At 45.0% G+C, this 22,401-nt stretch carries 19 protein-coding genes and 1 tRNA gene; 10 read left to right on the top strand and 10 right to left on the bottom strand.

Features of this window, described 5'->3' with window-relative positions:
- Positions 1-249 precede the first annotated feature (249 nt).
- The 3 genes from cobJ to QUB66_RS25100 all read left to right on the top strand — a co-directional run bounded on the left by cobJ (position 250) and on the right by QUB66_RS25100 (position 2,831).
- On the top strand, positions 250-2,025 hold the full coding sequence (gene cobJ, locus QUB66_RS25110; RefSeq protein ID WP_332970091.1) for a precorrin-3B C(17)-methyltransferase: 1,776 nt from the start codon (positions 250-252) through the stop codon (positions 2,023-2,025).
- Positions 2,026-2,202: 177 nt separating this feature from the next.
- Complete coding sequence (locus QUB66_RS25105; protein ID WP_332970090.1) at positions 2,203-2,454, top strand: plasmid partition protein ParG; 252 nt, start codon at positions 2,203-2,205, stop codon at positions 2,452-2,454.
- Entirely contained in the window at positions 2,451-2,831 is a 381-nt protein-coding gene (locus QUB66_RS25100) for a hypothetical protein (protein ID WP_332970089.1), read from the top strand. The genes QUB66_RS25105 and QUB66_RS25100 overlap by 4 nt, the downstream gene beginning before the upstream one ends.
- A 281-nt stretch (positions 2,832-3,112) precedes the next feature.
- Here QUB66_RS25100 and QUB66_RS25095 read toward each other — a convergent pair whose 3' ends face one another.
- The 3 genes from QUB66_RS25095 to QUB66_RS25085 all read right to left on the bottom strand — a co-directional run bounded on the left by QUB66_RS25095 (position 3,113) and on the right by QUB66_RS25085 (position 5,446).
- Entirely contained in the window at positions 3,113-3,403 is a 291-nt protein-coding gene (locus tag QUB66_RS25095) for a hypothetical protein (protein ID WP_332970088.1), read from the bottom strand.
- 129 nt (positions 3,404-3,532) lie between these two features.
- A complete protein-coding gene (locus QUB66_RS25090) occupies positions 3,533-4,294 on the bottom strand; it encodes a nucleotidyltransferase domain-containing protein (protein WP_332970087.1) in 762 nt (253 codons plus the stop codon).
- 105 nt (positions 4,295-4,399) lie between these two features.
- Positions 4,400-5,446, bottom strand: a complete 1,047-nt coding sequence (locus QUB66_RS25085) for a nucleotidyltransferase domain-containing protein (protein ID WP_332970086.1) — start codon at positions 5,444-5,446, stop codon at positions 4,400-4,402.
- A 59-nt stretch (positions 5,447-5,505) separates the two neighbouring features.
- On the opposite strand from QUB66_RS25085, the gene QUB66_RS25080 reads away from it, so the two are divergent.
- The 3 genes from QUB66_RS25080 to QUB66_RS25070 all read left to right on the top strand — a co-directional run bounded on the left by QUB66_RS25080 (position 5,506) and on the right by QUB66_RS25070 (position 8,873).
- On the top strand, positions 5,506-5,658 hold the full coding sequence (locus tag QUB66_RS25080; protein ID WP_332970085.1) for a hypothetical protein: 153 nt from the start codon (positions 5,506-5,508) through the stop codon (positions 5,656-5,658).
- A 124-nt stretch (positions 5,659-5,782) separates the two neighbouring features.
- Positions 5,783-6,634 carry a hypothetical protein gene (locus QUB66_RS25075; RefSeq protein ID WP_332970084.1) on the top strand — a complete coding sequence of 284 codons (852 nt, stop codon included), beginning with the start codon at positions 5,783-5,785 and terminating at the stop codon, positions 6,632-6,634.
- Between the two features lie 97 nt (positions 6,635-6,731).
- Complete coding sequence (locus QUB66_RS25070) at positions 6,732-8,873, top strand: hypothetical protein (RefSeq protein WP_332970083.1); 2,142 nt, start codon at positions 6,732-6,734, stop codon at positions 8,871-8,873.
- A 67-nt stretch (positions 8,874-8,940) separates the two neighbouring features.
- Here the strand turns inward: QUB66_RS25070 and QUB66_RS25065 are convergent.
- The 6 genes from QUB66_RS25065 to QUB66_RS25040 form a co-directional block, all read right to left on the bottom strand.
- Positions 8,941-9,012: transfer RNA gene (locus QUB66_RS25065), tRNA-Val, on the bottom strand.
- Between the two features lie 125 nt (positions 9,013-9,137).
- Complete coding sequence (locus QUB66_RS25060) at positions 9,138-9,350, bottom strand: DUF2839 domain-containing protein (RefSeq protein ID WP_332970082.1); 213 nt, start codon at positions 9,348-9,350, stop codon at positions 9,138-9,140.
- Positions 9,351-9,415: 65 nt separating this feature from the next.
- Entirely contained in the window at positions 9,416-10,924 is a 1,509-nt protein-coding gene (locus tag QUB66_RS25055; protein WP_332970081.1) for an ATP-dependent DNA helicase, read from the bottom strand.
- A gap of 22 nt (positions 10,925-10,946) precedes the next feature.
- The gene (locus tag QUB66_RS25050) at positions 10,947-12,476 is read right to left on the bottom strand and encodes a pentapeptide repeat-containing protein (protein ID WP_332970080.1); all 1,530 of its coding nucleotides are present in this window, start codon (positions 12,474-12,476) and stop codon (positions 10,947-10,949) included.
- Between the two features lie 84 nt (positions 12,477-12,560).
- Complete coding sequence (locus QUB66_RS25045) at positions 12,561-14,123, bottom strand: pentapeptide repeat-containing protein (protein WP_265237266.1); 1,563 nt, start codon at positions 14,121-14,123, stop codon at positions 12,561-12,563.
- 96 nt (positions 14,124-14,219) lie between these two features.
- Entirely contained in the window at positions 14,220-15,782 is a 1,563-nt protein-coding gene (locus QUB66_RS25040) for a pentapeptide repeat-containing protein (RefSeq protein ID WP_265237264.1), read from the bottom strand.
- A gap of 40 nt (positions 15,783-15,822) precedes the next feature.
- Between QUB66_RS25040 and QUB66_RS25035 the strand changes: the two genes are divergently transcribed.
- From QUB66_RS25035 to ccmS, 4 genes are all read left to right on the top strand, one after another.
- Complete coding sequence (locus QUB66_RS25035) at positions 15,823-16,662, top strand: prephenate/arogenate dehydrogenase (protein WP_332970079.1); 840 nt, start codon at positions 15,823-15,825, stop codon at positions 16,660-16,662.
- Positions 16,663-16,730: 68 nt separating this feature from the next.
- Positions 16,731-18,566, top strand: a complete 1,836-nt coding sequence (locus QUB66_RS25030) for an APC family permease (protein WP_265237260.1) — start codon at positions 16,731-16,733, stop codon at positions 18,564-18,566.
- A gap of 499 nt (positions 18,567-19,065) precedes the next feature.
- Entirely contained in the window at positions 19,066-20,874 is a 1,809-nt protein-coding gene (locus QUB66_RS25025) for an ABC transporter ATP-binding protein (protein ID WP_442923324.1), read from the top strand.
- A 138-nt stretch (positions 20,875-21,012) separates the two neighbouring features.
- Positions 21,013-21,450 carry a beta-carboxysome assembly chaperone CcmS gene (gene ccmS, locus QUB66_RS25020; protein ID WP_332970078.1) on the top strand — a complete coding sequence of 146 codons (438 nt, stop codon included), beginning with the start codon at positions 21,013-21,015 and terminating at the stop codon, positions 21,448-21,450.
- A gap of 134 nt (positions 21,451-21,584) precedes the next feature.
- Here ccmS and QUB66_RS25015 read toward each other — a convergent pair whose 3' ends face one another.
- Positions 21,585-22,295, bottom strand: a complete 711-nt coding sequence (locus tag QUB66_RS25015; RefSeq protein ID WP_332970077.1) for a spermidine synthase — start codon at positions 22,293-22,295, stop codon at positions 21,585-21,587.
- Between the last annotated feature and the right edge of the window lie 106 nt (positions 22,296-22,401).

Raw genomic sequence — 22,401 nt, 5'->3', positions numbered from 1 at the left:
CACAAAATATGATCAAATAATTCCATAAATTCACAGGCAAGATGCCTGTGCCACTGATAGACACAAAATATGATCAAATAATTCCATAAATTCACAGGCAAGATGCCTGTGCCACTGATAGACACAAAATATGATCAACTTCTTTTATTTCTCTTCCTTCGCGCCTTCGCGGTTCGTCAAATATGTCTTATTGAAGTAACAACAGATTAAAATAATTAAACCAATCCAAACACAGCCATATATAAAACCGTGAATCGAGTTACTCCCGCAATAGTTATCTTAGGTCAAAACAGCCTGCCGATCGCCAAAACAATCTCCGCAGTCTTCCCCGGTTCCCAGATTTACGGTTTAGTCGATCGCACATCCGACACAGACATCAACTTTAGCAACTTCGGCGAAACACTGCGGGAATTATTCGCAACAGAAACCCCAATCATCGCCATCTGCGCCGCCGGCATCATCATCCGCACCCTCGCCCCGCTGCTGTCAAACAAACGCGCCGAACCCCCAGTCTTAGCCGTCGCCGAAGATGGAAGCGCCGTTGTACCATTGCTGGGAGGTTTACACGGAGTCAACGACTTAGCCAGAGAAATTGCAGCAGCCCTCGGCGTACAGCCCGCCATCACCACGACGGGAGATATCCGGTTTCGCACGGCGCTGCTGAGTCCTCCCCAAGGCTATTATTTGGCGAATCCAGAGGACGCGAAGACTTTTATTTCAAATTTGCTCGCCGGGGCGAAAGTAAAGCTAGAAGAAGTAGCAAGCTGGCTTTTGGAGAGCAATTTGCCCATCGCCCCGTCAGCCAAATTAACCATCCGCGTCACGGAAAAAGCAATTGTACCAACCGCCGACTGTTTAGTTTACCATCCGCAAATTGTGGCATTTGCACTCACGCAGCTATCAGATATCGAGCCGGAAATAGCAGTTTCCTTCGTGCAGCAAATCTTAGAAAATGCAGATTTAGCAGCAGCCTCAGTTGCCGGATTTTTTGCTTTAAAACATGAGATGGGAAATCCAACTTTAGAAGCAATTAGTCAATTTTTTAAAGTTCCCGTGCGTTTTTTGAATCTTCCCGAATTAGTGGAATTCGACTCAGTTAAATTAATAGAATATAATGCCAATTTTGATGTCACAGCCGCCCAAATTGCCCTGAGTGCAGCAGGTGCAAACAGTCAATTAATCGGGTACGATCGCACAAACGCCTTTAGTTGCGCGATCGCCCTGGCTGCAAAACCGATTGATGTAAGCGCGATCGGCATTAGTCGTGGCAAACTGGCGATCGTTGGTACCGGGCCCGGAGGCGCGCCTTGGATGTCCCCGGAAGTTAAGCAAATTTTGCGCGAAGCCACCGATTGGGTGGGTTACAAGTTCTATCTAGACTTAGCCGGAACACGGAGAGAAGGACAAAACAGGCACGATTCCGACAACCGCGAAGAGATCGATCGCGCCCGTTTTGCCCTAGATTTAGCTGCATCCGGCAAATCTGTAGCCGTGGTTTCGTCGGGAGATCCGGGGATTTTTGCGATGGCTGCGGCGGTGTTTGAGGCGATCGACTCTGACGGCAAACCCGAATGGCAAGGCATCGATCTGAGAGTAGCACCGGGGATTTCTGCGATGCAGGCGGCCGCTGCTGCGATCGGAGCACCCCTTGGACACGATTTTTGTGTGCTTTCGCTTTCGGATATTCTCAAGCCTTGGGAGGTCATAGAACAGCGGATTTCGGCGGCTGCAAAGGCGGATTTAGTTATGGCATTTTACAATCCAATCTCGAAACAGCGGATTTGGCAATTGGGAAGGGCGATCGAGATTTTGTTGCAAACTCGCGATCCTAAAACCCCGGTTGTATTGGGGCGAAACCTCGGCAGGCCAGGCCAATCCGTGCGCGTTTGTACGTTGGGCGAATTCCAGCCGGAAGATGCGGATATGAGAACTTTAGTAATTGTTGGTTCGAGTCAAACTCGGATTATTCCCCGCAAATATGCAGGAGATGTTTGGGTGTACACGCCGCGCAGGTACGAGAAATAAGAAAACACTCGGCGGTTGAAACCGCTGCTATACAAACGATGTCCGCCTCCGCGGACTAAAAAATCTGTCATATTGACTCTATAGCGCTATTGACGCTAAGTCACTAAATAGCTAGAATTGCTATAGAACAAAGCTGGCATTAGTGTCACTCTAGAAACAGTGACACGAGTACAAGTTATGAACGATAGCGATAAAGATAAGCCAGTCAAGCTCTGCTTTTACTGCGATGACGATTTGCGATCGCGCTTTAGATGGGTTTGTGCTTACCAAAATGCTTCTATGAACCAGGTTTTATTGGAACTCGTAGAAAACTGGCTTGCAGAAAACACGCCAGAAATCAGCCATAAGAGCCCATCTAAAAACGAAACCTCGCCCAAGTCAAAGCCCAAGCGGAGTAAATCAGCAAACACTGAGGAAATAAGCAAATGACCGATCGCCTAGACAGAATTGAGGCTATTCTTGAACAAACCGCGCGATCGCAACAGCAGTTTGCCACATCGCAACAGCAATCAGCCGATCGTATTAACCAGTTAACCGATCGCATTAATCAGATAGCCGTACAACAGCAGGAATCCCAGCAGCAAATCAGCCTGTTAACAGGAAAAATCAACTTGTTAACAGAAAGAACCGACGCCCTAACTTCTGCTGTTACCAAAATATCAGAAATTTTCGCCATCGACGTTGCCGAATTCAAAGCTAACTTTATGGCTGTTGAACGCCGGATCGAACAAATTGAAGAAAGAATTGAACAAATCTGGCAGTATCTATTAGATCAGTTGCGAAGTCGCGGCAACGGAGGGAGTTAGATAGGGCTTGCTGAATAGAAGTAGAAGCTATGACTGCCAACGGTTTCAAGACTTTTAAACACAAAAAAGTGCAAGGTTATGACGTTTTTCGGCTCAAAATCCTTGGATTTCGGTGGAAAATTGTGGAGTAAATTTGGGAACCCATCTCCGAATCTCCCATTTTTCAAGCTGTTTGGCACCTAGATTCGATTTGTGGACTTTTTCAGCAAGCCCTAGATATCGCTTTTCTCAGGTAGATGAGAGATTGAAAGCGATCGCCTCGATTGTAATTAGCAAGCGATTCATACTATTACTTGTCTGGCTTTTTTCACCTTATCTCTAAGTTGAGCTAATACATCATCTGCATTGAGCAACTCACCACGTTGCGCCTGTTCTCGTGCTATATCGATTTTCTTCCGAGTTTCTTCAGCCCAAGCTAAATAGTTTGGGTTGTTGCTGCTATCGGATAAAGTAATGTCGTCAATCAATAATAGCAAGGCTGTGTTAATTGCTTCTTCAAGGGAGGAATATTGACCGTGCTTTACTAAAGCTTCAAGGACTTGGGTTTGATATGGACTCAAGGTGATTTGCATTGTTACCTCTGATGGTGCAAGGGTTGGACAATACTTTTACTGTATCTCATTTTATAAAAAAAGCTCACAAAACTATTGTGGGATGGGCATCCCGCCCGTCCCACACCTGCAATTTACACATGAAACAACTTAGTTAAAAGATGCCAACCTCACCTTTACCAGAAAATCGTTTAGAGCAACTTTTGCATCAGGATTTGATGGTAAATGACTGGTAAAACTTGCCTCTTCTAATACATTAATTAGCCGATCGCGCTCCTGGTGATAAAATGCAATATCTGTATCCTCCAGCACCGACTTTTCCGCCCCAGCCAACTTGCGAGCAATCAAATCAGGAATATACGGTAACTGGAACTTCTCATTAAGCTTAACCAAATTCGCCTCAACTTCCCCCGTTTGCATCAAATGAATCCCCGCCAGCAACACGCGGTAAACGTACAGCAGCGGCTTAACCCGACGCGGGCTTTGTTTCTCAAACAAACGCCATTGAGTGTGAGCAAAACCGAGATAGTGGTGGCTGTGGTGCTTGGTAATGCAGTTCGAGGCGAGAGCCTTTAACTCCTCATGTTCCTCGCTACTGTAAACTATAAGTGGCGAATACAGTTGTTCCAAGACATAGCCGTTGCGCTTCAACAGCAACTCCAGAAACTTCTTAATATCGTGAGTGACTAAATCGAGTTCCATTTTCTCCCGAACTTCCGAAACTTCGATTGTTTCGTCTCCCGAAATTAGTCCAATTACTTTTGGTAGCGGTAAGATATGTACTCCCCGCAAATCGAAGTCAGAATCTGCGGAAGGAAAGCCGTATAAGTGCGAGCCGCTGACAGTTGCAAATAACAGCGGGTAAGGTCGATCGGAGATAATTTTGACTAATTCAGAGATGTATCCTACCATAAATTTTCAAAATTCATACATAAAAATTATTAATTATTTCAGTCCGCGGAGGCGGACTTTGTTTGTGTAGAAGCGATTTCAATCGCCGATTTCTGCAAACAAATGTCAACTTCCGATCGCACTTTGACGCGATTTAATCAAAAACAGATTAGCCTGCTCATAATTAGGACGTTCTGGTAACTTAGTATCTGCAAAAGCGCGATCGAACTCTGCGTGCAAGCTCAACCGCCAGCGATTCACCTCATCCCAGGATATTTCTTGATTGCGGATAGCCAAAAGTTGCGATCGAAAATCCTGCACCCGCACCGGCACAAACCCCTCCTTAAGTACCGTAATTCCTGACAACAGCAACCGAATCAAGTGCATCGCGTGCTTCCAGCGAATTCCCCCAGTAGTGCGGAGGTCTTGCTCCATTTTTTTAAACTGCGACAACACATAACTATTGTAAGTTTGATAAACCAATTGCGACAGAAAGATTTCGCGAATTTCCAGCAATTCTGCTGCGACAGGAGAAAGCTTTTCTACTAAAGGAGTGTACAAACATTCGAGCACATTGGGATTAGCTTTCAGCGCTAAAACCAGAAACTTTTGCAGTTCCCAATAGCATTCTTGATTTTCCTTATTTTCCAATTGTTCTGGAATGCCATAAAGCGACCAATGAAGAATTGCCGGCGGCTGGTAAATCCCGCGCCTGTCTGTATCGGATTGCTCGTTATCCAAACCGTAAGCTCTCGAACCAACAACGCAGCGGTAAATCACAGAATCATAGAGGTTATATTCCGCGAGAAAATCTCCTCCCAACTCTAATCCTTCGCTTTGAAATTGTTTGCGGATGCTGAATTCGTGTCGTCGCAGGCTAACTTGTGTTGCGTCTGGGAGTTTGACTAAATAGGCGTGGGAATTGTCTGTAGGCGATTTGACGATGACACCTACTGCGCCTTGTTTCCAAGATTTGTCTCCACCGGGGTTTTTGACCTCAATTTTGGTGACAATTTGGGTTCCTGCGGGCACGATTAGGTTGAAATTTTGGGGAAGATTGGGATTTGTCACGAGGAAACCTCCTGCGGAGACACGAGCTAAATTCTTATTGTAGTATATTTGTAGTAAAAAATGGGAGTTTTGGGCGATCGGGGATTTGACCTTGTTGAACATAGTCTAATGCACGCTCAAGCAGGAATACCACCAACGAGTTGAGGCGAAGGTGTGGGAGATTGTGGAGACTCACCAGACAATTGCTTGGAGCAATTCGCAACGGGCAAGCGGTGACGGACTTGCAACTGGTGGCGTTAGAGCGTACAGTGAGGCAAGAGTTGCGTGGGGGGAAACGTGCAGTTGTCGGAGTCGAATATTCGCAAGGCGTTTAATTTGAAGGTAATTGGAATCAATACGGTATACTACTTTTGTTCTACAAAGCGCCCAACATTGGAAACGTCTACCAACTCTCCCGGCTCTCACTCTTAAAGTATAGAAGAACACAGAGGCTGATACATGGATGAAATTGATTGGTTATACCCCTTTGGATGTCTCCCCCCAAGCAATGAAAATGAGTGGTTGAATCTTAAAGACTTTGTAGATATTTATAACTCCATTCATACTACACACTACATCCTAGAATCCTTTCCTGAAAACGATAATCGTACAACTCCAGAACCGGAGATTTTACTTCGTGATGGCGATGCACGGATGGTAATTGAGCGTAAGGCGTTCTCATGGACTTCAGACCATATCAGACATCACCAACTTTGGCATGAGTTTACCAAGACATTTACAAATCAAGTAATAAGCACTTTTTCCGACGATCTTTATGTGCTTGAGATTAATAATGTAGATATGCCAACTAATAAGAGAGAAGTAATTAGGTTGGCAAATGAAATAGCAAGCTCAGTTATTGAGCATGAAGCATGGATTAAGAATTCAGAAGGAATTGCCACGGATGAATCACCGTTATGGAGCTTCTTCAGAATACCAGAGATAGACCGAGAGGATGCCCCTATTGAGTCGGGTATTTGTTGTAGTCTGAAAAACCCATTTAAATTTTATAATCAACAAGAAATAAAAGATTTATACCCCCAAATAAAATCGCAAGTAGCTAAACTCATTGAACGTGCGGCTCCTAAGTTTGATAAATATCGCGATTGTATCAAGATTTTAATTTTGGAGTTACATACGAATGTCTTAACTTTTTCAATTAAAAGTTTAAGTCAGATTATACAAACTATCGATGTACCTGAAAGTATCGATCAAATCTGGATTGGAGGACAAGTTGAACTGAATAATGGGGAATCAGTATTAGATTATCACTTAGCCGTAAACAATTCTATTTTCGGGGATTTATGGTAGAAAAGTAGCGACAACGCGCAATTGGTGGCGTTAGAGCGTAATCTGATGTGTATGAGAAACGGCAAAATATCCAAATAGTATTAACCTAGGTGTGAAAATGTTATCAGAACAAAAGTTTAAAGATTTAGTGGACACCACAGACTCTAGTATAAGTTTCAACGATAATGATATAGAAGATCTTGAATTTTTATATAACCATTATAGAATTCCCTATACTACTTCTTCATCACAAGATGAAATGATAAATCATCTTAGCGATCGAATTCAAAGATATTTAGTTCCAGGAGAATCAAAAGCAATATATCTTTACAGATTAAGGGATCAAGTAATTATACGCTATATTCTAGACGATCAGCCTTTAGAGCCATATTTAAGTATTTTAAATAGGATTTTAGAGGTGATCAACATCAACGATCAAATTTTACCTTTAGAGTCTGAATCTGAAGAAGAGTGGCGTAGAGCTATTCGTAACGTCAAGGATTACTATGCTATATGCGGAGAAAGTAATGGTTTAGATATTGAATATTTGAAAAGACTGTTTTTAAGACAGTTTTCGGTTGCTTCTTCAGCTAAGGTTTTGAGAAATTATGGTTATAAGTTAGAAGTGAAAGATGGCAAAATTTGTATTGAGGAATCAGAACAAGAAAAAATTGCACGAGCTATTGAATGTGATATACAATTAATTGGTGGGCTGGAAATTGCAAGACGTTTATTTTCTCTAATACAAAACTTCTACGATCCCGAACAAGAAAGATATCATTTAGTGCGTAGGTTTGAGGCGTATAATAATAATACCCAACCTGAGATACCTATAGGTTATCTTTTGAATTTATCTGTAAAATACTTGGAAAAATCTCCTATTTTATCACCGAATCCAAAACAAAATTGGGAACGGATGGTAGAATTAGCCAAAAGTTTTACATCTGTTTTTGATGTTCAACCATATAACTATTTCCAACTATACTTTAAAACCTTAGACAACTTATCAGAATTTTTGCAGGAAATCGCTGTATATGACAGTATATTTTGCTTAAATCAACAACGTCCCTCAGATGTACCAAGAATTTTGAGAGGTTTATTTAGTTTAATTAATGTAGATGATATTAATAAAATTCAAGTACAGTTAGGATGGATTCCTGAACAAGCAATTTTAGTGGCTGAAGCAATACTTAACATAGATGTTGATAGATTATCTCCAATTATATTTACTAAAGAACAAGTTAAAGATAAATTACCTGACTTAGATACTACAGTAATTGAAACAATTTTAGATATTTATTGCCATTCTCATAATCAAGCTAATTCAGAATATAAAATACCCACTGACTTTAGAGATAAAAAGAACACTTTTTTCTTGAAGCCTTTGCTAAAACTAGATAGAGGTGAATATGTATTGATGGATCGATCTTGGTGTTCTCCAGCTTTTTATGAAGCTCTTGTAGATATATTAAACAAGATAAATATACCAGATAAAATTCACAACAAGATCGGAGACTATCTTGAAATATTTGTCAAACAGCAATTACAAACTCTAAAAATTAAGTATAGGTATGGCGATTATTCCGTAGATAGCCGTAAATATCAAACATCTAGGAAACAGGGAGAATGCGATATTATTATTGAGTCTGATGATACCATCATCTTTATCGAAATCAAGAAGAAATCATTAAGAAATAATGCTAAAGGTGGATGTGATGCTGCTATATTTGCTGATTTGGCCGGTAGCCTTCTAGATTCTCAGATTCAACTTGGATGGCACGAAATTATAATACGCTCCCAAGGATATTTAGAACTTACACCGAACAAGGAACCAAATAATAAATATAGATTAGAGCTTAATGGACGTTCTATTGAAAGAGTTACGCTTACTCTACTAGATTTTGGAGGATTTCAAGATCGCAATTTATTGTATCAGTTTCTACAACTAATGCTATCTACAAGTAGTATTGATGCACCTGATTCAGCAAACGCTAAGGAAGTTATTGATAAGTCAGAAATTAATAAAACGCTTCCTAAATTTTTAAAACAACATGAAGACCTTAAAAGTTTAAATCCAAGACAAGAACAGTTTCCATTCTATGACTGTTGGTTTCTTAGCCTTCCGCAATTTTTAATCCTAATAGATGATTTGAGTGAAAAGAAATCAATCAAAAAACTATTACACACAACTAAGTATATATCTACAACTTCCCTTAATTTTTACTTTGAGTATGCTACTGCAAAGAAGCTACTTCACTAAATTAATAATAAATCAGTAAGCTAGACTTATGCTAAATGAGCCAGAACTATTAACAGAATAAATTCGATGGGCGATACAGGATTTGAACCTGTGACATCTACCGTGTGAAGGTAGCGCGCTACCACTGTGCCAATCGCCCTAAGATAACTAACATAACATACTAACTCCAAATGTGCAACTAAATTTTCCCCAAAAATTCAGCCGCTGGTTTCCGAGTGAAACTCGACACAATGCCAAGAATACAGGCATTTGTCGAGTCTGCCATCAATCAACCACCCACCAACCCGCCGCAGGGCCAACAAACCGCACCACAATCCACCAACCAACCAACAGACTAATCCCGATCCAGCTTCCGCGAGATGTCCACCTCACAAAATCCTCGCTTTGGGTTTTCGTGATTGGTAGCCAGGAAACGATGCGCTCTTCTTTACCGAATTCGTCGCCGATCGACTCTTTACGACGCTTAGCTTCACCCATAATTTTTGTCTGCTAAATCAGATTTCCATTGTATAACCAACCAAATTATACGCCAACACGTCATCTCAGGCCTGCGTCAGCCAAGTCGTATCCAAATAATTAATCCTCGCAAACGGACTCAACGCCGCTAAAACCTGCTGCCCGTAACTGCGGTGAATCACCCTACTGTCAAAAATCGCCACAACCCCCTGACGTTCTCGCACCGGCGCGATCGCCCGCTGCAACTCATTCAGCGCCGCCGGCAGCAAATACAACCGAAACCAATCTAAGCGCCGCTCCTTATAATCAGCCACACGCGCCGTCACCAAAGGATTCTCCAAAGAGGGTAGCGGCAAAGTAGCGATCGCCAGCAAATGAGGCGCGCTCAACTCCCCCTGATATTCCCGCCAAAACTCCCACCCAGTCACCAAAATCCCATTCTCCCCCACATCAGTTGTTTCCACCCGCACCCTCGTACCGAACTCAGAAGCCAAAATCGCCGCCAGCCTCGCCTTCAGCGGTACATCACCCACAATCAACACCGTTAAACCCGCCACCGACACACTCATCAACAGCAAAGTCCGAATTTCTTGAATTAAAACTCCCTGAAATTCCGGCGTATTCGGCAGTGGCAGCCAGTTGGGAATGTACAGTTGAATTAATTCGTTTTGTCGATCGGGCGAAAACTTCACACTCGTCAACTCCGGCAATCCCATCATTTGCCGGAAGATCGGAGCCTTCTGTTCCACATCCACCGCAGAGCCAATCAACACCACAGGCACGGCAGACCAAATTTTACTCAAAACCTCCGCCACCTCCAACGGCGCGCAGTAAAGAGAAAAAGAGCCGCCCGATCGATTAATTTGCGCCCACCGCAGTCTGCCGTTAGTTTGCCAGCGATGCCAAAAATTGCTCCAAGCAGCCGGAATCAGCCCGTTAGGCTCGATCCTCGCTAGCAGCCCCTCCAAAATATTTTGCTCTGCGGTTTCCAGCAAATAGCACTCGTCAGGCTTAGCTGGATGCAGAAACACAGCCCGCGTTAGCAGTACCCGCACTTCTCTAATTTCATCCGCCAGCATTGGCCGAGATTGCATTAAATCATTCCAGTCAGCCGGTGCCAAACCAGCAGTCAATTGCTGGCGCGTCCAAACTTCCAAATCATCCACACCGTCGATAATTATCGGAATATTGCTGTGAAGTTCCGAATTCCCCCCCAAGCGAGCCGCCAGCCAAGAGTCAGGATCTGCTAGCATCAATCCTCGTCCCGCGGCATTATGGGAGTAAATGTCGATCGGCTTATCAGTTTGCAGCCACTCTTGCAATCGCGGAATTTCCACCACCCGCAAATGTTCCAGCAGCGGTGTCGGCGCCACTAAAATCACAGGTTTCGGCCACATCAAAATCGGCATCAAATAGCTGACTCGATAACGCTGTCGGTAAGCTCCCGCCGGCAGCCCCGTTTGGATCAGAGCGCTCCGCCCCAAGCGCAAAGCCCGCGCCACCAGTCGCGCCATCGTTAAATGGTGGGGCCAGTGCGGCTCGGAGTGCGATCGCAAAAAGCGGAGCAGCGAGTTATGGACATCTACCTCAATCAATCGATTTCACACTTGATATTGCTCAATCAACATAATCAAAACTTGCCAGAAAATCAACTACTTTTTTACCCACAGGCAAACTAAATTTAGTATCCTGATTATTTCCGCCTCGCTGACCAAAATTTTGGTGAGACTGCACGATCAAACTTTCCTGGCCCGAACTAATTAAAATAGTTTGGGTAGGTGACTGAAAAAAATTTGTTTTCTGACCAGCATTTATTGTTTTTTCCAGCATTTTTTTCACATCAGTTAAATTAGCCATTGCTGCATTCAATGCTTTAGATAACTGTACTATCCGTTTTTTTCCCAAATTTTGATTTGCGATACTTTTGCCAACCGCCACCACATTTTTCTGAGTTTCTAAGGCATTCTCAAAAGGAACAATCGCTAAAAAAGCTGCTGGCAATAAATGCTCGTCGCTATCAAATCTAAAAGTCAGAGTTGTCCGGCGGTAGCCAACTTCAATATTGGGAGGACGGCTCATGGCTCCGTAATGCCTAGCTATTTCGCCGTAAGCTGTTGCTAAAGTGTTGTTTGCTGAGTGGTCTAAAAGTGCGTCAACCACAATTCGCACTAACCCCGGCGTATGATTTAAAAACTTTCTCGCTTCAGACGGCGAATTAAATTGTTGAATCGCAGAGCGATCGCCTGCGGGGCTGATGTCAACCCATTGGCAATTAATATCATCTGCGATGATACCAAACCTGGGTACTAAATACATTTTTGCCCCAGTTAAAGTTGCTCCAGTCAAATCTGCGCCCACCCAATCAGCGTTAATCAAATTGGTTTCTGTCAAATCAGCGTGAACCAAACTAGCATTGGCTAAATTAGTATTTCTTAAATCTGCTCCGCTGAGGTTAGCTCCGTTGAATTTAGTATCGATCAGATCTGCGCCGTTGAGGTTAGCTCCGCTCAAATCAGCCCATTTGAGGTTAGCTCCGCTCAAATTGGCACCGCTAAGATTTACCTCCTGCAAAGAAGCTTGTCTCAGATCGGCATTGCTCAAATTGACGCCGTTAAGTTCTGCTTTCATCAAATCCGCGCCGTGTAAGTTAGCTTCTTGAAAGTTAGCTTCTTTTGCTGAAGCACCTCTAAGATTTGCACCTGAAAGATTAGCACCGCTGAGGTTAGCTTGCGTCAGTTTTACCTCTCTTAAATCTGCTTCATTCAGGTTAGCGCCGCTGAAGTTAGTTTGGCTGAGTTCGCAGCGGACTAATTCGCATCTAATCAGGGATGCTCCGATTAATTGAGCTGCGGTTAAATCTGCTCTCACTAAGTTTGCTACGTTGAGACTAGCCCCGTTTAAGATTGCCCGCGAGAGATTGGTGCTACTGAGTCTAGCCACATTCAGGTTAGCATCGCTCAAGTCAGCGTCGCTCAAGTTAGCGCCGCTGATGTTGGTGACAAATAAGCTAGCCTTTCTTAAAATTGATTGGCTGAGGTTGATGCGGCTGAGATTAGCTTCATTCAGGTTGATTCCCGTGAAATCTCGATCGCCTTCTGTGTATCTTTTGACAATTTCAAATCGTTTGAGAAGTTCTTCAGCTTCCATTATTTTTACCTGACTGAAAGAGCGATCGACTAACTTTTATGTGGCATAAATATAAAATATATTTAATGGATTTTTCAATACTATTTACTCACCGAGCTGATAAAAGCTTTTGACAAACTCAACCACCGTATTTAGCGGCGGGGTTGTGAATCTTTGGGCTTTAATTGCCGGTCCGATCGAGGTTTTGTTGACTCCAGGCAAATTGGTCAAGTTTCTGCCAAAGTCTGGGTGATAGTGAACCATCAAAGTTTCGGCGCTGGAGTTGGCCAGTATGGTTTGGGTAGGCGATTGGAAAAAACTCGACATCGGTTCGCGATCGAGGCGAATCGGCTGAATTTTTATTTCCCCTATTTTTCTAATTGTTTTGGTCATAACGACGTTCAATTGCACTACCAAATTTGAGACTCTGACGCCTAGATTATTGCCGTTTTGTGGTTGAATCATCTTGATTAGAGTCATGAGATTTTTTTGAGTAAATGCCGCATCGCTAAAGGGAATAATGGCAACAAAAGCTGTGGAAAATAGTTGCTCGTCCTGCTCTATTCTAAATGATATGATTGTGCGGCGCGAATTAACTTCTATGCTGGGAGGATTGCTCAAACCTGAGTATTGACTGGCAATTTGGCGGTAGGTAGCCGCGAGGACAAAGTTAGCGTCGGGGTCGAGGGGTCGATCGACAATAATTTGTACTGTCGGCGGTGTAGCATTAAAAAACCGTTGAGATTCTTGTGGGGTAAAGCGCTGAATTTGACTGCGATCGCCGTTAGGACTCAGATCCACCCAATCGCAGGTGATATCATCAGCTTTCAGATTAAACCTCGACACCGCGTAAATTTTTGCCCCAGTCAGTGCAGCCCCCGTCAAATCTGCGCCCACCCAATCAGCGTGAGTCAAATTCGCTTGAGTCAAATCCGCGTGTACCAGAGTAGCGTTCAACAGGTTGACATTGCTCAAATTTGCCCCGTACAAGTTAGCCCCGCTCAATCTCGCTTCATCGAGGTCAGCGCCCGTCAGGTTCGCCCCGCTGAGGTCAGCCCACCGAAGATTAGCGCCTCGCAAGTCAGCGCCGCTGAGGTTGGCTTGAGACAGATTAGCTTGTCTAAGTTCGGCATTACAGAGGTTCACTCCTCGTAAGTCTGCCCTGTTGAGATCGGCTCTGTGCAAGTTAGCCCGTTCCAAGTTGGCCGCTGTCAAACAAGCGCCTCTGAGGTGAGCCCCATTGAGGTCGGCTTGCTCTAGATTGGCTTCTCTGAGGGTTGCTTCTCTCAAATCTGCTTCGCTGAGGTTTGCACCGCTCAAATTTGCACCGCTGAGGTCAGCTCTGATCAGTTCGGCTCTGATCAATGTAGCTTCGACGAGTTGGGCTTCGCTGAGGTCGGCCCGAATCAAGTTAGCTACGTTGAGGATAGCGCCGTTGAGGTTGGCTTTGTTGAGATTGGCACCGCTGAGTCTAGCAACATTGAGTTTAGCTTTTCTCATGTTGGCGTTTGACAGATTGGTGCCGCTCATGTTGGTGAGGCTCAAGATTGCCTCGCTGAAATTAGCCCCGCTGAGATCGATCCTGCTGAGATTGGCCTCGCACAGGAGGATGGCAGTAAAGTCTCTTTCTCCTGCGGCATATTTGGCGATGAGTTCTTCGGCGTCCATGCTTTTGAATTTCCCTGATGTGTTAGCTAGAACAAAGCTTTGTTATGCCAACTTTTAAAATAGAATAAGCATTTTTTGTAACTTGATGCAATATGCCTAGACATCTATATTGTGGAAGCCTTTTATAAAATCCAAAATGGTTGTGATATTAGCTTGACCCAATTTTGTGCTTTCGGTTAACTTGCCTGTGCCTGAGTTGTTCGGGTCGTATTTTTTAATCAGGCGCTTGCCGAAGGCTGGGTGGTGATATACGCTGAGTCTTTGGTCGCGGGAATTAATTAAGATCATCTGGGTGGGAATTTGAAAAAAATTGATGCTTTCACCGATTTTTGGAAAAGAACTTGAGATCTTAATTTGGTCTACTTTGCTGATAGCTTGGTTGAGAGCTTTGCTGCATAACTGAACGTGTTTGGATTCTTTGACGTTGAGTTTGCCTGCATCGTGGGATTGAATCATTTTCATCAAAGCTATGAGGTTTTTTTGAGTTGTGGCGCCGTCGTTAAAAGGAATGATGGCAACGTAAGCGGTGGCAAATAATTTATCGTCGCTGTCCATTTTAAAGGCGAGTACGGTGCGCCTGGAGCTGACTTCGATCGTCGGTGGCTGACTTAAACTCGGGTATTGTTGGGAAATTTGATAATAAGTTGCAGCTAGGGCAAAATGAGCGCCTTGGTCTAACGGCGAATCAATCACAATCCTAACTGTGGGCAAGGTTTCGTGAAAAAATTCGTGGGTTCCTCCAGAGTTCAACCAGTAAATTTGGCTGTGGTCGCCGTTGGGGCTCAGATCAACCCATTTGCAGGTCATGCCTTCGGTTTTGATGCCGAGCCGCGAAACTGCATGGAGTTTGGCTCCGGTTAAGGTGGCTCCGGTTAAGTCGGCTCCAACCCAGTCGGCGCGGATCAGATAGGCGTTTGACAGGTCGGCGTGAACTAAACTGGCATTGAGCAAGTTGGCGTGACAGAGGTCGGCTCGGCTGAGGTCGGCGCCGCTCAATTTGGCTTCGCTGAGGTCTGCCCAGCGCAGGTTGCAGCCGCTGAGGATGGCCCAGCGCAAATTGACGCCGCTGAGGTCGGCGCCGCTGAGTATGGCTTGAGTGAGGTTGGCTTGTCGGAGTTCTGTCCCTCGCAAGTCTGCGCCGCTGAGGTCGGCTCGGCTGAGGTCGGCGCCTTGCAGGTTGGCTTGTTCGAGGTTGGCTTCTGTCAAGCACGCACCGCTGAGGTGAGCGCCTCGAAGGTTGGCTCCGCTGAGGTTGGCTCCTCGGAGGGTGGCTTCGGTGAGGGTGGCACCACTGAGGTTGGCTCCGCTGAGGTTGGCTCCGCTGAGTTCGGCTCGAATTAGCTCGGCTCTGATCAGTTTTGCTCCTATGAGTATGGCTTGTTTCAGGTCAACTCGGACTAGGTAGGCGACGTTGAGGTCGGCGTCGGTGAGGTTGGCGCCGCCTAGATGGGCGCCGCTGAGTCTGGCGATGTTGAGTTTGGCACCGGTGAGATTAGTTTTGCTGAGGTTGGCTCCGCTGAGGTTTGCTACACTCAGATTCGCACCCTTGAGGTTTGCTCCACTCAAGTTGACGCCGCTGAGGTTGGCCTCAGTCAGGTTGATTCCGGCAAAGTTTCTTTCTCCGGCGGCATATTTTTTCAGGAGTTCCTCGACTGTCATGGGGGCGGCACCGTATCAAAGTATCCCCATTTTATTGCTAATGAATATCGGTATTGTCGGACTTGGTTTAATTGGTGGCTCGATCGCTCTGGATTTACGATCGCGCGGGTTGAATATTTTGGGGGTTTCGAGCCGCCAGCAGACTTGCGATCGCGCGCAAGAACGCGGTGTGGTCTCTGAAGCCAGCATAAACCTGTCTCTGATGGCAGCAGCCGATTTGGTTTTTATTTGCACGCCGTTAGGAGCGATCGAGTCGATCGTCCAAAAATTAATTCCCCATCTTTCCCCTGATACTATCCTAACGGATGTCGGTTCCGTAAAAACACCCATAGTGCAGGCTGTATCTGATCTGTGGCCGAATTTTGTCGGGGGACACCCGATGGCGGGGACTACTGAAAGCGGGATTGAGGCTGCGGTAAGGGATTTGTTTGTGGGGCGGCCTTACGTGGTGACGCCGACTGCTGAGACTCCAGAGGCGGCGGTGGAGAAGGTTGAGGAAATTGCGCGGTTGTTGGGTGCTAAAGTTTACCGGTGCGGCCCCCAAGAGCACGATCGAGCTGTGGCTTGGATTTCTCATTTGCCGTTGATGGCTAGTGCGACGCTGGTTGCTGCGTGCGATCGAGAGGGCGATCGAGATATTGTGAATTTAGCGCAACATTTGGCGAGTTCGGGTTTTCGGGACACGAGCCGCGTTGGGGGTGGCAACCCTGAGCTCGGAGTGATGGTGGCCAAGTACAATCGAGAGCAATTATTGCGATCGCTCTCTATTTACCGCGACAGTCTCGACGAGTTCATCAGCGATATCGAGACTGAAAATTGGCAAGCTCTCGAACAGAAGCTGAAGCTGACTCAACAAGCGAGAGATAATTACAACTTGTGAGCCAAAAATTGCTTAAAACTGTCCCCCGTCTCGATTATGATTTGTGGACGCCTATATATTGAGTTTTAATGTACACTTATTCTCGGCTTAAGCGAGTTTTACTGGGTGAATCTCTCCCCACCAGCGCATCTGTTCACGAAAGGCTGAGCAACGCTACAGGACTGGCTGTTCTTGCTTCCGATGCACTGTCGTCTGTTGCCTACGCGACTCAAGAAACTCTGCTGGTGCTGTTACTAGCCGGGAGCAGCAGTTTGAGTTTATCGCTGCCTATTTCTGGAATTATTGTTTTACTATTGGCGATCGTGGCGCTGTCTTACCGACAGACAATTAAAGCGTATCCCAACGGTGGTGGCGCTTACATTGTGGCGCGAGAAAACTTGGGTACTTATCCCGGTTTGATCGCAGCAGGTTCGCTGATGATTGACTACATCCTCACCGTAACTGTGAGTATTTCGGCTGGCATTGCGGCCTTGACTTCAGCAGTTCCCTCGCTGCTGCCCTATACCGTTGAACTGTGCTTAGTTTGTATTGTCCTGATCATGTTTGCCAATCTCCGGGGACTGCGGGAATCTGGCAAGATATTTATGGTTCCCACCTATGCGTTTATTGTGGGCATTTTTATCTTGATTGGTTGCGGTTTATTCCAACAGGCAACAGGTCATCTTTTGCCGGTTTTAGAAAATATTCCAGCTAAGGAACCTTTGGGATTGTTTCTGATCGCGCGCGCTTTTTCGGCGGGCTGTACTGCCCTGACTGGAGTTGAAGCAATCTCGGACGGGGTGTTGGCTTTTAAACCTCCTGAATGGAAGAATGCGCGCCTGACTTTAACTTATTTGGGGGTAATTCTGGGGGTGATGTTTTTAGGAATTAGTTACTTGGCTCATATTTATCAAGTGATTCCCAGAGAAAATGAAACGCTGCTTTCTTTGTTGGGAAAACAGATTTTTGGTGTCGGTATATTTTATTACTATTTGCAGATCGCAACTCTGTTAATTTTGCTGTTGGCGGCGAATACGAGTTATGCGGATTTTCCACGACTTTGTTATTTTTTGGCGCGGGACGGGTTTTTACCGAGGCAGTTGTCGCTGTTGGGCGATCGGCTAGTTTATTCTAATGGCATTAATCTGCTCAGCTTCTGCGCGGCTTTGTTAATTATCATCTTCCAAGGTGATACCACTGCAATAATTCCGCTGTATGCGGTTGGGGTTTTTACTTCTTTTACTCTGTCGCAATCGGGAATGGTAATTCACTGGTTTAAGGAGCGAGGTAAAGGTTGGCAAGCTAGCGCTGTGATGAACGGTATTGGTGCAGTGGCAACCACGGGAGTTTTGGCTGTAATTGTCGCTACCAAATTCCTTTTGGGAGCTTGGGTTGTGGTAGTAACTATTCCGATCGTAGTTAGTCTATTTTTAGCGATTAACCGACACTATCGCTATGTAGCCGCTCGCTTGAGCATTCAGGGAATAGAACCTATATCTTATCCTCCCAGACCTAAAGTTAAGGTGGTGAAACATCCGGCAGTGGTGTTAGTCGGGCAGTTGCACCGGGGAACTTTCGACGCCCTGGATTATGCTCGTTTAATTGCTGATGAAGTTGTGGCGGTTCATGTGGATATTGGTTTGACCGATCGCGCAAAACTGCAAGCGGCTTGGCAAGATTTGCAATCTGACATTCCTTTGGAAATTCTGGAATCGCCTTATCGTTCTGTTGGTGAGGCTTTAACTCACTTTTTGACTTTGTTTGAAGAACAGCGGCCGGGAGTGTTCTTAACGCTGATTATTCCGGCGTTTGTGACGCGAAATTGGTGGGAGGGACTGCTGCACAATCAAACTGCTTTCTTTTTGAAGGCGGCTTTGTTAGCTAAAAAAAGTCGGGTTGTCACGACGGTTCGATATTATCTTTGACATACTCACCGACCTCTTATGTGCGGTGATTATTGACCGAAAAATTGGGTACAAGCCCCGTCCTTCTAGGACGGCTTTAATTGTATTTCTTGAAAAAGCATAGGGTAAATTCGTCGGAATCCCTGCGAAGAAAGAATCCCCATGCCTTTAGGCTGGGGTATGTCAAGCTTCGCTTACTGACGCGACCAAAGCCGTCTTATTCTGTCTCTGCGTCCGTTTTGAATCGAAGCAGCAACGGCGGCGTACAAGCCGATTCAACCGGTGATTGACGTACAAATTGAGGCGCAAATGGTGGGGATAGTCGCTAAAATGAAGCCAGTGTTAACGTTTAAAGAAGACTGGGCGGTTAAAACCGCGTCTACACAAACAAAACCCGCCTCCGCGGGTTAAAGAGCAGGCGGTTGAAATTACGTTGTTTTCTTCAGTCCGCGTCGGCGGACTACCCTCCGGGAAGGCTAACGCCTACGTTTTTCTAGGCGCGGTTTCAACCGTACGTCCTATCTTGTCCAATTATCCCCATCCTCAATTGTCACCAAATCCATCAAAACCTGTCCATCCCCTGAAGCGGCTGCTAAAGTACGGGCGCCGCTACCGCCTGAAAATTTGGCTGGCTAGTATCTGTTCGCTGCTGAATAAATTCTTTGATTTGGCGCCGCCAGCATTAATCGGTATTGCTGTTGATGTGGTGGTGAAACAGCAAGATTCTATCCTCGCTCAGTGGGGCATCAAAGATGTCTTTTGGCAACTGGCAATCATCACTTTTGTGAGCGCGATTGTTTGGGCGTTGGAATCTATTTTTGAATATGCCTATGATTATTTGTGGCGCAATTTGGCTCAGGATATTGAACACGATTTGCGTCTGGAAGCTTACAGCCATTTGCAAGAATTAGAATTAGCTTATTTTGAAGAGCGCAGCACTGGTGGTTTGATTTCTATTCTCAATGATGATATCAATCAACTCGAACGTTTTTTGGACGACGGCGCTAATGAGGTGATTCAGGTAATTACCACTGTTGTTGTGATTGGGGCGGCTTTTGTTGCTGCCTCTCCTGGTGTTGCTGGGCTGTCAATGCTGCCGATACCTTTTATTGTTTGGGGTTCGCTCGCTTTTCAAAATCGCCTCGCTCCTCTCTATGCTGATGTGCGGGAAAAGGTGAGTTTTTTGAACGGGCAACTGTCGAATAATTTGACTGGAATTACTACTATTAAAAGTTTTACTTCCGAAGAATATGAAACTCAGCGTATAGAAAGCCAAAGCCAAGCTTACCGCCAAAGTAACCAACGGGCGATCGCACTTTCGGCTGCTTTTATTCCGCTGATTCGGATTGTGATTTTTTTGGGGTTTATTGCAACGCTATTTCTGGGCGGCTTGCAGGTGGTAGCAGGCCAGTTGTCGGTGGGTACTTACAGCGTTTTGGTGTTTTTGACTCAGCGCTTGCTGTGGCCTCTGACTCGCTTGGGTGATACTATGGATAGCTACCAGCGGGCAATGGCTTCTACTAATCGGGTGATGAATTTGTTGGATACGCCGATCGCAATTCGCACGGGTGATATTCGGCTGCCGGTGAGTTCGATTAAGGGTGAGCTAGAATTTAAAAATGTTACTTTTTCTTACAATCAAAGAAAACCGATTTTACAGTATTTTTCCCTGACTCTGCAGGCGGGAAAAACTACGGCGATTGTAGGCGCGACTGGTTCGGGAAAAAGTACGCTGGTAAAATTAATTTTGAGGCTGTACGAGGTTCAGTACGGCCAGATTTATCTCGATGGGATAGAATTAACTAATCTGAATTTAAAAGATTTGCGGAGAGCGATCGGATTGGTGAGTCAAGATGTGTTTTTATTTCACGGTACGGTTGCTGAAAATATTGCTTACGGCAGTTTTGAAGCAACTGATCGAGAGATAGTAAATGCTGCTCAAATTGCGGAAGCTGACGAGTTTATCGCACAATTGCCGGACGGTTACAACACTATTGTAGGGGAACGCGGTCAAAAATTGTCGGGGGGACAGCGGCAGCGTATTGCGATTGCGAGGGCTGTTTTGAAGAATCCGCCGATTTTGATTCTGGATGAAGCTACTTCAGCAGTGGATAACGAAACTGAGGCGGCAATTCAGCGATCGCTCGAACGAATTACCAAGAATCGCACTACAATTGCGATCGCCCACCGTCTTTCTACTGTCCGCAATGCCGATTGTATTTTTGTCATGGAACAGGGGCAAGTGGTAGAATCGGGGCAGCACGAACAACTGATCGAACATGACGGAGTTTATGCGTCGCTCTGGCGCGTGCAATCTGGTATAAAATAGAAACGCAGCGCTGTTGGGAATTGGGAATTGGGAATTGGGAATTGGGAATTGGGAATTTGAAACCTAACCGCTAACACCTAACTAATGACTAATGACCAATGACTGCAAAATATTAGTTTCTACAAGCAAAGAGAAAAAATGTATTTATTTGGTAGCCCTGATTCAGAACAAAAAAAACAAAACAACTGGCGCCGCAAGTTAGATAAATTTGTGGCAGCCAACAAACAAGAATTGGCGGCTTTAGCTTGGGGGCTGTTTCAGGAAAGGGGAGAGGAAAGCGACGATATTTTGGGCATTGATATTGCCGGAACGCCACGCTTCGTGTACTGTAAAAAAGAGGCTGTTGAAGAGTTAAACCGTCAAGTTAAAAGTCATATTCAGGAAATTTTAGGAGTGCTAAACGCTCACAAACCGGAGAAAGAGGTGGCGATTTTGGCGATCGGCGAAGGTGAAATCAAGCTAATTTTGTTTGAAATTGACCCCGCACCTCCTGATTGCTTTGAACTCGCAGCAACAGATGTCAATACATTGATCGATCGCCTAGAAAAGCAAATGGCTGAATATATCAAAGGATAGATTATAAGTAAGTAATGGCAAAAAAACATAGTATCTTGTAGGGGCGGGTTTAGCTAAAAATCTCTGATACAAGCGACTAAATAAGTGCAAAACCCGCCCAACCTATCTCATGTTTATTTGTAACCACTTACTTATCAAAATAACCAGCAATCAAAATAACCGGCGGGCGGCGAATCGTCGGTCAAAATTTCAGCTTTATCTAAATTAGGTATAATTTCAGCTAATTCTGTACCTACTTTGACCTCAAGTGCTCTATCTGTTAAGGAAAACGAAAATTCATGCCCATCTTGCAAATATTTTGCCCTGGAAACAATCTCATTTTTCTCTAAAATAGGGCCGTTAGTCCCAATTAAAACACTATTAATATCCTTCCAAGGGCAGACGCATACCTGAGAGAACACACTTTGAAAAGTCTTCACCTTTTGGGCATAAAACTCATCTCTTTGTAGCAGATTTACTAGCACAACTCCGGCGGTTGACAAGTGTTTTTTGCAAAGTTCATAAAATTCTTTGGTTGCCAGTCGGTGCGAAGAGTAGCCGTTGCCAAAAAACACGTCGGTCATAATTATATCATACCGAATGTTTACGCTTTGCTGTTCTAGGTATTTTCTCCCATCTTGGATTGCGACGGTTAGTCTGTCGTCGAACTGCACTCCAAAACACTGTGTAGCTGCTGAAATTGCGATCGCATCTACATCAGCACATTCTATAATAGTTTCCGGCAAATAGTGGTACATAACTAACGGAATTCTCCCACCACCAAAACCAGCTATATAGATTCTTTGAGGCTGGTTTTGCCAAACTAAACCCAACATCATCGCCTGGGTATATTCTGAAAGTGACATACTCCTACGCCAACTGAGTACAGTATAGCGTAGGCTTCTGGGCGACTCCAGCTATTGCTTCGGACATTGACTGGTAGAGTCGATGGCTGGTATTATCCAGCGCACC

The sequence above is a fragment of the Microcoleus sp. A2-C3 genome (assembly GCF_036706065.1).
In the GTDB taxonomy this organism is placed as follows: domain Bacteria; phylum Cyanobacteriota; class Cyanobacteriia; order Cyanobacteriales; family Microcoleaceae; genus Microcoleus.
This window is presented reverse-complemented; position numbering and strand designations above follow the sequence as displayed.